This is a genomic window from Paenibacillus lentus (assembly GCF_003931855.1).
GTDB lineage: Bacteria > Bacillota > Bacilli > Paenibacillales > Paenibacillaceae > Fontibacillus > Fontibacillus lentus.
Genome location: NZ_CP034248.1, coordinates 4,844,184 through 4,858,157, shown reverse-complemented (window position 1 = coordinate 4,858,157; position 13,974 = coordinate 4,844,184). Strand labels below are relative to the sequence as shown.

Sequence of the window (13,974 nt, the reverse complement as noted above, 5' to 3'; positions counted from 1 at the left end):
CTTTCCCTGGAATCTAGGAGGCTGATCTATGAACAATGAGGCGATTGATTCAATATATTCTCAGGTATCGATAAAGGACGGCAAGAAGGTCATTGAGAACATTTTGCTGGATGTCTATTTTAAACCCGGCATCTCTACTAAAGACATAGCTCGAAGAACGCTACTGCCCTTGCCAGTTGTCGCTGCGATTAAGAAGGAATTTATTAAAGCGGGCATTATTGAGCAGGGACGGGGAGTTAAATGCACGATGCGGGGAACGCGACTGATTGAATACACTATGGGGTTTGGAGCCCTGGATCGCGACATGTATCAACGTCTAATGCGAGGCAACTGGCAGCCCGGAGGAATGGAGGATTTACGCAAGGAATTAGATGAACTGATGGGCAAGCTCGAGGCTATCTTTGCTGCGAGACCTCAAGTGGATGTAACGATCGATCAATCCTCTTGCACACTGGAGACAAGTATGAAGCGAGCGGTGCTAGCTTTGCGGAACGGCGTACTGATCGGCAGAGATATTGTGTGCTTGGGCGATGATGATCTTGTCAGTGTTTCACTCGCGTTTCTCCTGAAAGAGCTGTATCGTCAGAACCCGCATAAGTCCAATTCCCGTATTCATGTCTTTGAAATTGATAAGCGTATTATTAGCTATATCAATTATTTGGCTGAAACTGAGGATTTGCCTATTGTTTGTTATGAAATGGACTTCCGTACCCAGCTTCCTCAGGAGCTTATGCATCAGTTTGACTGTGTATTCACCGATCCTCCATATACGCTTCCAGGAATGAATCTGTTTTTGTCTAGAGCTATCCAGTTGCTAAAGCCGGATGTTGGATTGCCGATCTTTCTGTCCTTCGCTCATAAATCTCCTGATTTCACATTGGAAATGCAGCGCTCAATAACAGAAATGGGCTTGCTTGTCACAAGCGTGTTACCACGGTTTAATGAATATATCGGTGCGGAAATTATCGGTAACACAAGTCAAATGATTGTACTGCAATCCACTGCGGAGATGAGAGAAAGTATTGCTTCTGAGTATAAAGAAGCCATTTATACCGGGGAAGTCAGGCGCACAATTCGTTCGTATCAATGTAAAGAATGCCACCAAATTTACCAGGTAGGATATAAACTGCCCTGGCAGACGATAGAACAATTGAAGCAGGACGGCTGTCCGAATTGCCGGCATAGCATCTTTGAGCTTATTCAGAAGAGAGGAACATCAATCAAAGATAAATCATAATAGAATGGGGTCTTAAGTAAATGCCAATTCGGGTAATTGAACATCATGACATTGAACAGGTGGCACAGATTGAAATTGAAATTTCTGTCATTTCATTTGGACAGGAGGCTGTAACTGATCCGCAGTTCCATATTAAAAAGCTTGAGAAGGCAATTCGAAATGAACGCGAAGGCATGCTTATCCTTGAGGTAGACGAGAGTGTTGGCGGCTGGATGTGGATTACGCCACGCGAGAATTCGATTACAAAGGAGAAGTATGCCAATTTTAAAAGCTTCTATATTGCTCCAGAATGGCGAGGAACCAGCTATGTGGAAGAGCTGTTTGAAGAAGGAATAGCTTATTGTCGCAGAGAACAGGTAGATCATATTGTCGGTAAGGTTCATGTCGAAAATTTGCCGATGCGTCTGCTGTATAAGCAGCATGGCTTCAGGCCCACGCATCTGACCATGGAGCTGTCCGTAAGTGAATCAGATGATTAAATGTATTGTTTGGGATTTGGATGATACGATCTGGGAAGGCACCTTAAGGGAGAATGCCGATAATATTATATTGCGTCCAGGCATAGAACAGGTGCTGGTTGAGCTGGATCAGCGCGGCATTTTACATAGTATCGCAAGTCGTAACAGACTTGATCAGGTGGTTAGCAAGCTGGAGGAATTCGGCATAGCTCAATATTTTGTATCTCTGCAATGCCATTTTAGTTCTAAAGCGATAAGCTTGAGGCAGATCGCCATGGAGCTGAATATCGGCTTGGAGGCGTTGGCATTTGTTGATAATGATTCATTTGAGCGGTTTGAAATGAATTATTACTATCCCCAGGTACTCACTTTTGATGCGCAGTATTATTTGGAGCTGCCTAAATCCCCCAGTCTTCAGGTTAGGGATGTGACAGAGGAGTCTGCAAACCGCAGACATTATATGCTTGCGCGGCAGCAGCGGAAAGCAGCAGAAAGGGGATTTCAAGGCAGCCGCGAACAGTTTTTGAAGGAATGTCAAATGGTACTTCAGATCCAACAGGCCGATCCTGGTGACTATCCACGAATTGTTGAGCTATCTCACCGAACCAATCAAATGAATAGCCTGCTGGAACGTATTGACCGTCCATTTGTCGAATCGTTTTGCCAGCTTAAGCAACATATGATTTATGTAGCGAGATTAAAGGATCGCTTTGGAGATCATGGTTTGATAGGCACATGCTTTGTTGCACTTGAGGGAAACGCAATGAAAATCAGACTGTTCTGTATCTCCTGCCGAATTGAAGGGCGTGGGGTGGCTGCAGCATTTTTATATACTGTGTTAAAGCGTCTAGTACTAAAATGGCCGCAGATGAGGGAGATGCATTGTCTTCTGGCCCGAAAGGAACGCAATTTACCCGCCCGATTGCTGTTGGAAATGCTTGGTTTTCATAAACTGGAAGAGCAAGAAAATAAGGAGTACATCAAGTATCAACTGAATCTGCCGCTCGCAGACAGAACGTTTGACTGGCTTGAGATAGGAGAATGAAGGTATGAATCGCACAATGGTTCAAGAGGGAATATTGGAAGTTATTCATTTAGTACTCATGCTGCCGGAGGCAGATATAGATACCGAACTGATTGGCAGCTCGGGTATTCTGGATTCTATGACGATGATCAGATTGCTGGCCGAGTTAGAAAAACGGTTTGACTTTACCCTTGATGAAGAAGATTTGTCGTTGGATTCACTTCGGAATGTTAGAAGCTTAACCGATTGGATCATTAAAAGTAAGGAAGGCGAACTTGCATAGTTCGTCTTTTTCTGTCGCATGCGAGTAGTCACATGAATTAAGAGTATCCCTATTCAAATACAAAAATTAAAGGCCGCAACCTGTCCGCTGCTTGACCGTAGCGTGTCCGACTTTGCGCAAATAGCCGGTCTATAATGATAGTGTGGGAATTAGATTCATGGACACCACAAAAGGGCAGACACCTTGTGTCATGGCTGGCAATTTCGCCGGCTTTTTTTTGTTGTGGTGCAAATTCCAGATCCATTTCTGCTCACGATAGATATTAGAAAGGAGGAGGCTATGGACATAGTAAGTTCAAATCGCATTCGTCAGGGAATCGCAGGCGCTCTGGCGGAAGTATTTCCTGGCATAACAGTCTATGACGAAGAGATTGAGCAGGGCTTGAAAACACCATATTTCATGGTTCAATTGCAAACAACATCACAAGTGCAAGAACTGGACAGGCGCTATCACCGCACTCATACCTTCGACATTGGCTTTTTCCCGGAAGGGCCGCAATACAACGAAGAGGCTCATGCAACCGCAGAAATACTCTATGATGCGCTAGCGACAGTCGATATCGAAGGCGAAATATACCGAGGACTGAATATGAAGCATGAAGTGAATAATCAGACATTACATTTCTTCGTGGATTATAGGTTCTGGGTGTGGAAGTCGAAGCCGGAAACACCGAAAATGCAAACACTCGAGCAGGAGGGAATCTTAAATTATGGCTAAAAAAGAAGATACAAAGCAAAAGGCGAACACAGCTTGCTTTACGAAAGAACAATTTGTGCAATCTGAGCAATGGCAAGGTGTTGATCGAGATATCCTTAGCATTGTGCTGGAGGATTACAAGACTTATTCGATCGCACAAGCGAAACAGTTAGTAGAACAATTTATGAACAGAGAGGTGAAATAAATGGGCGGCACTTGGACTACACAAAATAAAGTATTGCCTGATGTATACATTAATTTCAAATCTGAAGCACAGGCACTTGGTAAATTAGGAGAACGAGGTATATTGGCGGTTCCCGCTCATCTGCCTTGGGGGAAAGAAGGAATCACGACACTTGAAGCAAGCACATTTATGCAGAACTCGTTAGCTGCTATCGGGTTTCATGCAGTCGACCCACGGATCAAGCATATTGCCGCGGCACTTTCCCATGTTAATAAGGTATTGATTTATCGCTTAGGAGCAAACGGGGCAGTGAAGGCAAGTGTTGTGTCAGGTAGTTTGACGGCGACGGCTAAATATGGCGGCTCGCGAGGAAATGATCTTAAAATCTCGATCCAGTCCAACATAGATATGCTGGGCTTTTTTAATGTCATCACGTATGTGGATCAGGAGGAAGTGGATGTCCAGACGGTCGAAAAAGCAGAGGATCTCGTATCCAATGACTTTGTGGACTTTAGCGGTACAGGCGTATTGACAGACACTGCTGTGACCTCCCTGGAGGGCGGGGCGGACGGTTCTGGCGGAGCTGGGGAATATACTGCAGCCCTTGCAGCCTTTGAGGCGGAGGAATTTGAGGTGTTGGCGGTGCCTACAGAAGATAGTGTCATTAAATCACTCGCAACGGCTTATACCAAGCGTCTCCGGGAGAACGAGGGGAAGAAGTTTCAGACTGTACTGTGCAACTATCCTGAAGCGGATCATGAAGGTGTAATTAGCCTGAAAAACGGTATTGTGACCGCTGATGGCTTAACGGTAGAACCGACCTATCTGGTATGGGAGATTGCAGCTATGGAAGCAGCTGCTAACGTCAACCAATCGTTGACTTATGCGGTGATTCCTAACGCAGTCGATGTGTCACCGAAATATACAAAGACTGAGCTTGTTCAGGCGATTAGTAACGGCGAAATGGTGCTTACTGTCGATAACGGCCAGGCACGAATTGTGCAGGATATTAATACACTTAAGACATTTACGATGGACCGGGGGAAGCCATTTAGCAAAAACCGGATTATTCGCACCTTGGACGCCATTGCTAATGATATATCCAGAGTGTTCAAACAGCATTTCCTTGGCAAGGTATCCAATGATGCCGACGGGCGAAATCTGTTTAAAGCTGAAGCGATCTCTTATCTCGAGAGCCTGCAGGCTATAGGTGCGATCCAAAATTTTGATTCTCAAAAGGATATTGAAGTTTTGCCGGGCAAGGATTCAGATTCCATTGGAATTAATCTTTGGATTCAAGCCGTGGATAGCGTCGAAAAAATTTATATCAGTGTCACAGTACGTTAAGGGAGGGGTTCAACAATGGGAGTTTTTAATGTTAAAGATGCCATTAGCGGCAAGACTGCACGAGCTTTTGTAACCATCAACGGACGGGTGGAGGAATTGCTCTACGGTAAGACCGGGGAGGCCACTGCTGAGAAAAACAAAGTGGATGTGCCTGTGCTCGGTAAAACGAATACGCCACAGCGTGCTGCTGGATGGAAAGGCACTGGTACACTGACGGTCTATTATGTAACGTCGATGTTTAGGGAATTGATGATCAACTATATTAAAACAGGTGAGGATTTTTGGTTTGATTTGATGATGGTCAACGAGCAACCGGGGAGTGCTGCGGGGAAGCAAACGATTGTGCTTAAAAACTGCAATGTCGATAGTCTGCTCCTCTCCAAATTTGATGCGACCAGCGACGATATGCTGGAAGAGGAAATTCCGTTCACATTTGAGGATGTGGACATGCCGGATATGTTTAATACTATTTAATGATAGAAAGAGGGAAACGATATGAGCTTGCAAGAATTTTTGAATGCTAACCCTATTGATGGTTTGACGGAAGAAGTGACCGTGTCCAAGCGCTTTAAAGATGCAGAGGGAAATCTGTTAAAGTTCAAGATTAAGGCCATGACAGGTCCTGATTTTGAGGAGCTTCGCAAACGTTCTACCATCATTCATAAAAAAGGGAAGGTAGAGTTTAATGCACAGCAGTTTAACACCACATCTGTCATCAATAATACGCTAGTACCTGACTTTAAAGATGCGGAGTCCATTAGCAAACTTGGTTGTTCTACTCCTGAGCAATACGTAAATAAAGTGTTGTTGCCCGGTGAGATTGCAACCCTTGCTGAACACATCCAGCGCCTGAGTGGTTTTGATGTTGGGATGGATGATCTGGTGGAAGAAGCAAAAAACTAATCCGGGAGGGCGACAGTGAGGCGAATTATGCCTACTATGCCCTCCATAAGTTCCATAAATGGCCCAGTGAGTTTTTAGCCCTTTCTAGACAAGAGAGGGCTTTTATTATTGCTTGCATTGATGAAAGGGTGGCAGCGGAAGAAAAAGCTGCTAAAAAGATGAAGAGATAGTTATTTGCTTCGAAAGAAGGTGAAGTGAAAAGTGGCGAATGTGCATCCAACTCTAAATTTGATTACCAACCATCAGAAGATGATTCAAATGACACAGGTCATTAACAAAAATTATGTGCAAATAAATAACACATTAAATCAGGTAAACATAAACATTGAAAAGGCTGACAAGAGCGTAAAGAAAACGGAAACCTCAGTTAAAAAGCTCGTTTTTGGTGTTATAGCCAAGGGGGTAAAACTTGCCCAACAATTAGGTGGGGTGATCGGTGGGGCCATGGCGATATCCGATGACATGGCTGCTACCAACGCCCGTTTAGCTTTTGTTAATGATGGTTTGCGCACCCAGGCTGGGTTACAGCAACAGGTTTTAGATATAGCCAATAGAACCAGGACGAGTTATAGTGCAACAGCCGGACTCATAACTAAGCTTGGAGTAGGTACGCAAGGTTTATTTAAGAACAATGATGATTTGCTTGATTTCACGGATAAATTCAATAAATCCCTGGTGATTAGTGGAGTTTCAGCAGAAGAAGCTGAAAGTGCGATGCAACAAATGTCCCAGGCTCTGGGAGATGGGGTTGTGCAAGGAGATGAGCTTGGCAACCTTTCGAAGACCGCTCCGGCGATCATGAAGGTATTGACAGGTGGATTAGGAGTCTCCGGTGAAGAATTGATGCAAATGGCAGCTAACGATCAGCTTACAGCTGATCAATTTGTTAAGGCCTTTCAGAATCAATCGGGAGATATTGACAAGATGTTTGAGGACATGCCGGTGACCTTTAGTGGTGCAATGGCCGTTATCGACAATACGATTAAGGGTTGGGTTGGTAGCTTAGGGGAAGCAGGAGGCCCCTTAAACCGAATCACTGAACTTGTCGTTCTTTTAACCACGTATTTGCAGTCCGATACCGTGACAAATTTTATTGACGGTTTGGCCATGGGTATATCCACGGCAGTATCATGGTTGATTCAATTAGTCGAATACGCAGCACAAGTATACAGCTTTTTCTCGGAAAATTGGTCCCTTCTCGGCCCGATTATATGGGGATTGGCGGCTGCAATCGGTGGTTTAACACTGGCGATAAACTGGACCACGATAGCTACAAAGGCGGCAGCATTAGCTACGAGGATGGCAGCCGTAGCCCAGTCAGTATGGAATGCGGTCATGAACGCTAATCCGATCGTCTTAATCATAACTTTGATTGTATCCTTAATTTTGATCATCTATAAACTATGGACAACCAACGAAAATTTTGTAGCTGGTGTTTTGGGCGCATGGAACTCTTTTCTTAATTTCCTTGATAAGCTTCCAGCTTATTTCTGGCAGTTGGTTGAATGGATGATGATCCCCTTTAAAATGTGGGCGCAAAGTATCGGGAAATTGTATGACTTTGTAATCAACAGTATCATTGATGGCATAAATGTAATAATAAGCCTGATAAACAGCGTTACTGGCTCAACGATTGCGTTACAAGGGAAGTTTAGTATGGAGGATCTAGCTGATGATATTGCTGATTTTGCTGGTGCTAAAAAGGACGAAGCCTATGCAAGAGCTGCGATAAATGCACAGGAACGAGATCGAAAGTTACAGGATAGGCTGAATAAAATGGCTGCGAAAAGAGCAGAAGATCAAGCAGAGCTAGAAGCGCAGGGGGGACCTGGTGGATCGAACGCTTCTTTATTTAGTCAATCGGGTGTGCCTGCATCAACTATGGACACTATTGACAAGGTGAATCAGGTGGGTAGTGTTGGAAGAGTTGAAGACACGGTAGACATCAGTAGTGAAGACCTCAAAACGATGCGTGAATTGGCAGAAATGAAGTCGATCCAAAATTTCGTAACGCTAACACCTACGGTATCCGTCAGCACCGGCGATATTCATAACGGTACAGATTTGGATACGATCATTTCGCAAATTACAGTTACATTGGAAGAAGAAATAGCATCGAGTGCATCGAGATTATACGCGTAAATTATAGTGCAGAAAGGAGGGGTTCCGTGGATAAGTACACCCTTACCCTATCATTCAACAATCGAGCCGAAGCGATTGAATTCCCGGTCCTTCCCGGTAAAATTGAAGTGCAATCCAGCGGAGATAGTAAGACATACGAAATATCCCAGTTAGGCGAAATTAACGTCATCAAAAATATGAAGCTGAAAGAAATTGCATTTGAGAGCTTCTTCCCGGCAAGGTGGTTCCCGGGGGTTAATGTAGAACGCAGAGCGATGTTCAAGCCGGCTTATTACATTGATAAAATTGAAGATTGGCGAAGTAAAAAACGCCCGGTTCGGTTGGTGCTCACCGGTTCGAATTTGAATATCAATATGGCAGTGAGTATTGAAAAGTTTAGCTGGGGTGAAGAGGCGGGTACTGTTGGGGACATACACTACCAAATCTCGTTTAAAGAATATCGTTTCTATGCCGCAAGGAAGGTCGGATTTGTAAAGGATACAACAGGCAAAGAAACGGCAATTTCTAATAACCAGTCAGTGTCGCGCGCAGATACACGGGTACAGCCTGAAACGTATACCCTTGTAGCGGGGGACAACCTTTGGAAAGTGGCTAAACAATTTTTGGGTGATGGCAGCAAATATAAGCAATTACAGACGCTGAATGGGATAAAGGATAGCGAGTTAAAGCGGCTACCAATCGGCAAGGTAATAAAGTTGCCATAGGAGGTGGAACATGTTACAGGTAGTAACAGATGACAAACAGGGCGGCGTATTTGATATATCCGAGCTTATAACCGATGCGAATTGGAAAACGTCCAGGATCGGCAAACCTGGAAGTTTCGACTTTACTATGCTGCAAGATAGCAATTATATGATCAATAACGGGGATATCGTCGCTGTGAAGTATGATGATAAGCCCCTTTTTTATGGCTATGTATTTTCAATTGGCCGAAGTCAAGAAGATACACTCAAGATCAAGGCGTATGATCAGATTCGATACTTAACCGCTACAGATACCTACGTATTTAAGAACAAGACGGCAGCAGCGATCATCAAGCAGATTGCCAACGACTTCGAGTTGAAGTGGGGCCATATCGCAGATACCAAATATGCAATACCCAATTTAATCGAGGACGGTCAGAAGCTGATTGATATCATCGACAAAGCTTTAGCACTTACAACGGTCAATACCGGAAGCATCTATGTGTTTTACGACGACTACGGTAATCTGACGTTGCAAAATGTAAAGGACATGAAGTTGGATATCGTTGTCGGGGACAAGAGTTTGATGACCGGGTTCAGCTTTGAAAAGAGCATCGATAGCGAAACGTATAACCAGATCAAGCTGGTACGTGATAACAAGGACACCAAGAAGCGGGATATGCATATTGCTCAGGATAGCGCTAATATAGCCAAGTGGGGGAGATTACAGTACTACGAAAAAGTTGACGAGAACATGAATGATGCCCAAATTCGTCAGCTTCTCGACCAGTTGGTCAAACTTAAAAACCGCGAGACCAAAAGCTTAAAGGTGGATGCCCTTGGGAACCCGTCCGTTCGTGCTGGCTGCTATATCCATGTAGAAATCGGGGAGTTGGCGATTAACCAGCTTTACTTGGTTGAGGAATGTTCCCACCGTTTCAGTGGCGAAGAATACACATTGCAAATTGAATTGAAGGTGATCGAATGAGTTTGGCCAATGCGATAAAGCAAATCACCATGAATTTGAATGAAGCAGAGCATCCTGTAGCGATTATGTTTGGTACAGTGACCAAAGAACAGCCCCTGGAAATTCTCGTCGATCAGCGTTTATTGCTGGATGAGGATTTTTTTGTTCTGACCGAACAGTTGACTAGGTATGAAATTGATCTGAAACATAGCCATCACACAGATGGCATTCCGACCCAGGATGCGTTAACAGAAAAGATCGTTATTCGCGAGGGGCTGAAGGCAGGTGACGGTGTTTTGCTGTTAAGAATGCAGGGGGGGCAGCAGTATGTGGTGTTGGATAAGGTGGTGGGATCATGATACCGTTGGGCGGCAATTTAATGAAGGCTGAGACGGCCCTGGAAACGAGCCGGACATATGGCATAGATTTTGATAAAGGTCGGTGCATAGGGATGGTGAATGGTTTGGATGCGGTCAGGCAAGCCGTGTATAAAATACTGCGAACAGACCGATTCACACACCTTATATATGATGCCAATTACGGCAGCGAGTTAACAGGATTGCAAGGGCGAAATCAGGGGTATGTGCGATCAGAAATAAAGCGCCTGATTAAGGAGGCTCTATTGGCGGATGACCGTATATCTGGAGTAGAAAATAAGAGGATTACCATCACTGGGGATGAAGCACTAGCCACGTTTACAGTAGTTTCTATCTTCGGGGATTTTAAGAGCGAGGTGACAATGAATGTATGAACACCAAACCTATGAACATATTTTGCAAAGGATGCTAGACAAGGTATCCAATCAAGTCGATAAACGTCAGGGATCTATCATTTATGACGCTCTGGCTCCTGCTGCTGCGGAGCTGGCACAAATGTATATGGAGCTGGATATAAACAATAACCTTGCATATGCCGACACGGCTACAGCAGAGTATTTGGAACGGCGTACGGCCGAGTTCGGGATTCACCGTGAACCAGCAACGAAAGCAAGGCGTAAAGCTTTGTTCTATGGCTCCAATAATGTACCTATAGATGTGCCTGTAGGTTCCAGATTTTCGATTAACGATCTTGATTATGTTGCAGTCAGCAGGGTCGGTACAGGCGAGTGGATTGTAGAGTGTGAAACTCCGGGAGTACTCGGCAATCAGGAGTTTGGAACCATGCTTCCCATTGATTATGTGGCAGGACTTGTTCGCGCTGAACTGGTGGAGGTACTCGTACCGGGCGAAGACGCTGAAAGTGATGATGCCTTGCGCAAGCGGTACATGGATGCGATTAACGAGCAGCCTTTTGGCGGCAACATCGCGGATTACAAGAAAAAGATTAACGAAATCTCCGGTGTAGGCGGCGTTAAAGTATTTCCGGTATGGAATGGCGGGGGGACGGTGAAGGCGACAATTCTCGCAGCCGATTCCAGCGAACCGTCTCAAACGCTGATTGACGAGGTTCAAACAATGATTGATCCCGAACAAAATCAAGGTCAGGGCTTGGGACTGGCGCCGATTGGCCACGAGGTGACGATCACGGGCGCCCAGGGGCGCGTCATTGATGTTGCTGCATCATTGACGCTTGCTCCCGAGGCTGTGTTGGGACAAGTGAAAAGTGACGTTGAAGATGCGATAAGCGATTATCTGTTATCACTTCGGCAATCATGGGCCACTGAGCCTGCTCTGATCGTTCGCGTCGCTCACATTGAATCTCGTATTTTGACTGTGCAGGGTGTAGTAGACGTGACGAATACGCTGCTTGATGGAGCGGCAGCCAATGTTATCCTGGCAGATGAGCAAATCCCAATCATGGGGACGGTGACGCTGAGTGAATAGGTTCATGCAGTATCTCCCGGACTTTTACCATGATCTCGTAGATTTTGTGGAACTGACGGAGGCGGAGTCGCAGGAATGGATGAGCTCCGAGCAGGCTATTCATCAACTATTGGATGACCAATTTGTTGCGACGGCTTCACTGCAGGCGATTAAACGACGGGAAAAGATTCTAGGCATACAGGCCGACCCGGCGACAGAAACGCTAGAGTTCAGACGAAAGCGGCTGATCAATCGGTATTCTACGAAACCGCCGTTTACTATGCGGTATTTGCAGCGTCAGCTTGATTTTCTAGTTGGGGCTGGACTGACGATTGTCAGTGTAGATCCCCAAGCTTTTAAGTTAACCGTTACAACGAATCTCGATGATGCAGCCGTATTTAAAGAGGTTGAACATACGGTTAAGATGTTAAAGCCTGCGAACATGATCTATCAGCAGCAAACCAGTTTAGGGGATGTCCTCGGTTTGGAAGAAAGGATCACTAGTAAGGAAATTTATTGGAATTATAAATTAGGTGAATGGAAGCTGGGAGAACAACCATTTGCCGACTTCGGTCCGGAGGTGGTGGTGAAGTGATGATAAGCTCTTTTTTGAATGATGTGGCTCGCTTTGTTGATGCGAATATTTCAAAGGTCGTGTTGAATGATACGGTTGAAATCACGGATTTTACCGTAAAGGAAGTAACCGAGTCAACCGTGGGAATGCAGTATCTGGTCCCGGCGGCTGATGTTTCACTTGTTACAAAAATTGACCTTAAGGATGCAAATAACAATGTCAAGTCAACAAACAGTTTATATGTTCCGATCACGACAGATACTCTTCTGCTGCATACGGTACAAGTTAAGGAGGTATAAGAATGGTAAAGACAGATTGGAGTTTGAATGACACGATTCAGCCGCAGGATATGAACGCGATTGGGGAAGAGATCAATCAATTGCGTGAAGAGGTGGATCATATCGAAATCCCTCCGGCGTCCGTAGCGGAGGCAGGGATTGTGAAGCTATCCAATGCTACGAACAGCACGAGCGAGATTTTGGCAGCAACACCACGAGCAGTAAAGTCGGCCTATGATGCGGCCACCGCAGCGCAAACTACGGCAAATGCGGCGAATACTGCGGCCGCAACAGCGCAAACCACGGCGAATGCAGCTAATACAGCGGCCGCAGCGGCACAGGCGAGAGCTGATTCGGCTTTTCAGCTTGGCAATGAGCGGAAAGCGGAAGTGGTTGCCGCGCTTGTTGCCAAAGGGATTTCGGCATCCACGAGCGAGAGTTGGGATTCACTCATTACAAAACTCAACTCTATTGTGAAAGCGTCCGGAAATGCAGTTCCTGCGGACGTGTTGAGTGGCAGAACGTTTAGTAATGCTGGTGGGAATAATTTAACCGGAACAATACCTAATTGGGGGGCTGGAGGTACGGTTACGCCGGGGACGGCGAACCAGACAAAGGCCGCTGGGTATTACAACTCGGGAATTACAGTGTTGGGGAATGCAAATTTGCTTCCAGCTAACATCAAAAGCGGGGTTGATATATTCGGTGTGCTAGGGACACTAGAACCTAAATTGTACTACGAATATACTGTAAATAGGATTAATCCGAATGTAAGTAGTACATTAGAACTCCCTTTTACGCCAAAGATTGCCATGATTACTGGAACCTATAAATCAAATCCATTAGAGAACTCATCAACAGATTTGGATTATGGAATTTGCTATGTGTTGTCTCATACTATATATAGCAACTATTTGTGGCAGTATACGGTTCCTGGTAATTTATATATCGGTAAAGAAAACTATAATCGCGCTGAACCATTAAATGGCCTATTATTTTACCGACACGCCGGAAATTCTAGCAAAACTATCTATAACGTTGTCGTTAGGGCATGGGGATAAAAGGTTAAAGTTAGATTGGGATTATTTACTAAATAAACGAAAGGTGTTGAAGATGATACGAGTATTTAAATCCAAAGACCACGTTGAAGCAGTCGAATTTAAAGATTTTTCGTCGATCCATACGATCATATTACTGACGGGTATGGGGGTATCAGTTAACTTCTCGCCCAAAGGTGCGCTGAGCTCGTTAACCCTAATAAAAGGGGCTCATGAGCTCGTGGCCATTCCGGGACAGTTTGTATACAAAAACGATACAGGGACTGTTGGTATATGTAACTATGAATACCTGGCTGAGAGGTACGAGGAAGTCACGGAAACTGAAATAGTAGAATAGC

19 protein-coding genes are annotated in these 13,974 nt (G+C 44.9%); all 19 read left to right on the top strand.

Annotated features, from left to right (window positions below; translation table 11 throughout):
• Nucleotides 1–28 precede the first annotated feature (28 nt).
• The 19 genes from EIM92_RS22000 (at nucleotide 29) to EIM92_RS21910 (ending at nucleotide 13,973) form a co-directional block, all read left to right on the top strand.
• Nucleotides 29–1,237: a bis-aminopropyl spermidine synthase family protein gene (locus EIM92_RS22000; RefSeq protein ID WP_125084674.1), complete on the top strand. Its 1,209-nt coding sequence runs from the start codon at nucleotides 29–31 to the stop codon at nucleotides 1,235–1,237.
• Nucleotides 1,238–1,257: 20 nt separating this feature from the next.
• The gene (locus EIM92_RS21995) at nucleotides 1,258–1,716 is read left to right on the top strand and encodes a GNAT family N-acetyltransferase (protein WP_125084673.1); all 459 of its coding nucleotides are present in this window, start codon (nucleotides 1,258–1,260) and stop codon (nucleotides 1,714–1,716) included.
• A complete protein-coding gene (locus EIM92_RS21990) occupies nucleotides 1,709–2,740 on the top strand; it encodes an HAD-IIIC family phosphatase (protein ID WP_246021465.1) in 1,032 nt (343 codons plus the stop codon). The genes EIM92_RS21995 and EIM92_RS21990 overlap by 8 nt, the downstream gene beginning before the upstream one ends.
• A 4-nt stretch (nucleotides 2,741–2,744) precedes the next feature.
• Nucleotides 2,745–3,002, top strand: a complete 258-nt coding sequence (locus tag EIM92_RS21985; protein WP_125084671.1) for an acyl carrier protein — start codon at nucleotides 2,745–2,747, stop codon at nucleotides 3,000–3,002.
• A 279-nt stretch (nucleotides 3,003–3,281) separates the two neighbouring features.
• Nucleotides 3,282–3,719, top strand: coding sequence for a phage tail terminator family protein (locus tag EIM92_RS21980; protein ID WP_125084670.1), 438 nt, complete (start codon nucleotides 3,282–3,284; stop codon nucleotides 3,717–3,719).
• On the top strand, nucleotides 3,712–3,903 hold the full coding sequence (locus EIM92_RS21975) for a YqzN/YkzM domain-containing protein (protein WP_125084669.1): 192 nt from the start codon (nucleotides 3,712–3,714) through the stop codon (nucleotides 3,901–3,903). Before EIM92_RS21980 ends, EIM92_RS21975 begins: the two co-directional genes overlap by 8 nt.
• On the top strand, nucleotides 3,904–5,229 hold the full coding sequence (locus EIM92_RS21970; RefSeq protein ID WP_125084668.1) for a phage tail sheath family protein: 1,326 nt from the start codon (nucleotides 3,904–3,906) through the stop codon (nucleotides 5,227–5,229).
• Between the two features lie 15 nt (nucleotides 5,230–5,244).
• Nucleotides 5,245–5,703, top strand: coding sequence for a phage tail tube protein (locus EIM92_RS21965; protein WP_110933999.1), 459 nt, complete (start codon nucleotides 5,245–5,247; stop codon nucleotides 5,701–5,703).
• Nucleotides 5,704–5,724: 21 nt separating this feature from the next.
• Nucleotides 5,725–6,132: a phage tail assembly chaperone gene (locus EIM92_RS21960; protein WP_125084667.1), complete on the top strand. Its 408-nt coding sequence runs from the start codon at nucleotides 5,725–5,727 to the stop codon at nucleotides 6,130–6,132.
• A gap of 201 nt (nucleotides 6,133–6,333) precedes the next feature.
• Complete coding sequence (locus EIM92_RS21955; RefSeq protein WP_125084666.1) at nucleotides 6,334–8,274, top strand: tape measure protein; 1,941 nt, start codon at nucleotides 6,334–6,336, stop codon at nucleotides 8,272–8,274.
• A 26-nt stretch (nucleotides 8,275–8,300) separates the two neighbouring features.
• On the top strand, nucleotides 8,301–8,978 hold the full coding sequence (locus EIM92_RS21950) for a LysM peptidoglycan-binding domain-containing protein (protein WP_125084665.1): 678 nt from the start codon (nucleotides 8,301–8,303) through the stop codon (nucleotides 8,976–8,978).
• A 10-nt stretch (nucleotides 8,979–8,988) separates the two neighbouring features.
• On the top strand, nucleotides 8,989–9,945 hold the full coding sequence (locus tag EIM92_RS21945) for an XkdQ/YqbQ family protein (protein WP_125084664.1): 957 nt from the start codon (nucleotides 8,989–8,991) through the stop codon (nucleotides 9,943–9,945).
• On the top strand, nucleotides 9,942–10,283 hold the full coding sequence (locus tag EIM92_RS21940; RefSeq protein ID WP_125084663.1) for a DUF2577 domain-containing protein: 342 nt from the start codon (nucleotides 9,942–9,944) through the stop codon (nucleotides 10,281–10,283). The genes EIM92_RS21945 and EIM92_RS21940 overlap by 4 nt, the downstream gene beginning before the upstream one ends.
• The gene (locus EIM92_RS21935) at nucleotides 10,280–10,675 is read left to right on the top strand and encodes a DUF2634 domain-containing protein (protein WP_125084662.1); all 396 of its coding nucleotides are present in this window, start codon (nucleotides 10,280–10,282) and stop codon (nucleotides 10,673–10,675) included. The genes EIM92_RS21940 and EIM92_RS21935 overlap by 4 nt, the downstream gene beginning before the upstream one ends.
• A complete protein-coding gene (locus EIM92_RS21930; protein WP_125084661.1) occupies nucleotides 10,668–11,747 on the top strand; it encodes a baseplate J/gp47 family protein in 1,080 nt (359 codons plus the stop codon). The genes EIM92_RS21935 and EIM92_RS21930 overlap by 8 nt, the downstream gene beginning before the upstream one ends.
• Nucleotides 11,740–12,321, top strand: coding sequence for a putative phage tail protein (locus tag EIM92_RS21925; protein ID WP_246021120.1), 582 nt, complete (start codon nucleotides 11,740–11,742; stop codon nucleotides 12,319–12,321). The genes EIM92_RS21930 and EIM92_RS21925 overlap by 8 nt, the downstream gene beginning before the upstream one ends.
• Nucleotides 12,321–12,599, top strand: coding sequence for a ketopantoate hydroxymethyltransferase (locus EIM92_RS21920; RefSeq protein ID WP_125084660.1), 279 nt, complete (start codon nucleotides 12,321–12,323; stop codon nucleotides 12,597–12,599). Before EIM92_RS21925 ends, EIM92_RS21920 begins: the two co-directional genes overlap by 1 nt.
• A gap of 2 nt (nucleotides 12,600–12,601) precedes the next feature.
• On the top strand, nucleotides 12,602–13,639 hold the full coding sequence (locus tag EIM92_RS24415) for a phage tail protein (protein ID WP_125084659.1): 1,038 nt from the start codon (nucleotides 12,602–12,604) through the stop codon (nucleotides 13,637–13,639).
• 52 nt (nucleotides 13,640–13,691) lie between these two features.
• A complete protein-coding gene (locus EIM92_RS21910; protein ID WP_125084658.1) occupies nucleotides 13,692–13,973 on the top strand; it encodes a hypothetical protein in 282 nt (93 codons plus the stop codon).
• Nucleotide 13,974: the final 1 nt, after the last annotated feature.

Coding starts and splice junctions, on each gene's coding strand:
- EIM92_RS22000 (WP_125084674.1), top strand. CDS start 29: ATGAACAATGAGGCGATTGATTCAATATATTCTCAGGTATCGATAAAG.
- EIM92_RS21995 (WP_125084673.1), top strand. CDS start 1,258: ATGCCAATTCGGGTAATTGAACATCATGACATTGAACAGGTGGCACAG.
- EIM92_RS21990 (WP_246021465.1), top strand. CDS start 1,709: ATGATTAAATGTATTGTTTGGGATTTGGATGATACGATCTGGGAAGGC.
- EIM92_RS21985 (WP_125084671.1), top strand. CDS start 2,745: ATGAATCGCACAATGGTTCAAGAGGGAATATTGGAAGTTATTCATTTA.
- EIM92_RS21980 (WP_125084670.1), top strand. CDS start 3,282: ATGGACATAGTAAGTTCAAATCGCATTCGTCAGGGAATCGCAGGCGCT.
- EIM92_RS21975 (WP_125084669.1), top strand. CDS start 3,712: ATGGCTAAAAAAGAAGATACAAAGCAAAAGGCGAACACAGCTTGCTTT.
- EIM92_RS21970 (WP_125084668.1), top strand. CDS start 3,904: ATGGGCGGCACTTGGACTACACAAAATAAAGTATTGCCTGATGTATAC.
- EIM92_RS21965 (WP_110933999.1), top strand. CDS start 5,245: ATGGGAGTTTTTAATGTTAAAGATGCCATTAGCGGCAAGACTGCACGA.
- EIM92_RS21960 (WP_125084667.1), top strand. CDS start 5,725: ATGAGCTTGCAAGAATTTTTGAATGCTAACCCTATTGATGGTTTGACG.
- EIM92_RS21945 (WP_125084664.1), top strand. CDS start 8,989: ATGTTACAGGTAGTAACAGATGACAAACAGGGCGGCGTATTTGATATA.
- EIM92_RS21940 (WP_125084663.1), top strand. CDS start 9,942: ATGAGTTTGGCCAATGCGATAAAGCAAATCACCATGAATTTGAATGAA.
- EIM92_RS21935 (WP_125084662.1), top strand. CDS start 10,280: ATGATACCGTTGGGCGGCAATTTAATGAAGGCTGAGACGGCCCTGGAA.
- EIM92_RS21930 (WP_125084661.1), top strand. CDS start 10,668: ATGTATGAACACCAAACCTATGAACATATTTTGCAAAGGATGCTAGAC.
- EIM92_RS21920 (WP_125084660.1), top strand. CDS start 12,321: ATGATAAGCTCTTTTTTGAATGATGTGGCTCGCTTTGTTGATGCGAAT.
- EIM92_RS24415 (WP_125084659.1), top strand. CDS start 12,602: ATGGTAAAGACAGATTGGAGTTTGAATGACACGATTCAGCCGCAGGAT.
- EIM92_RS21910 (WP_125084658.1), top strand. CDS start 13,692: ATGATACGAGTATTTAAATCCAAAGACCACGTTGAAGCAGTCGAATTT.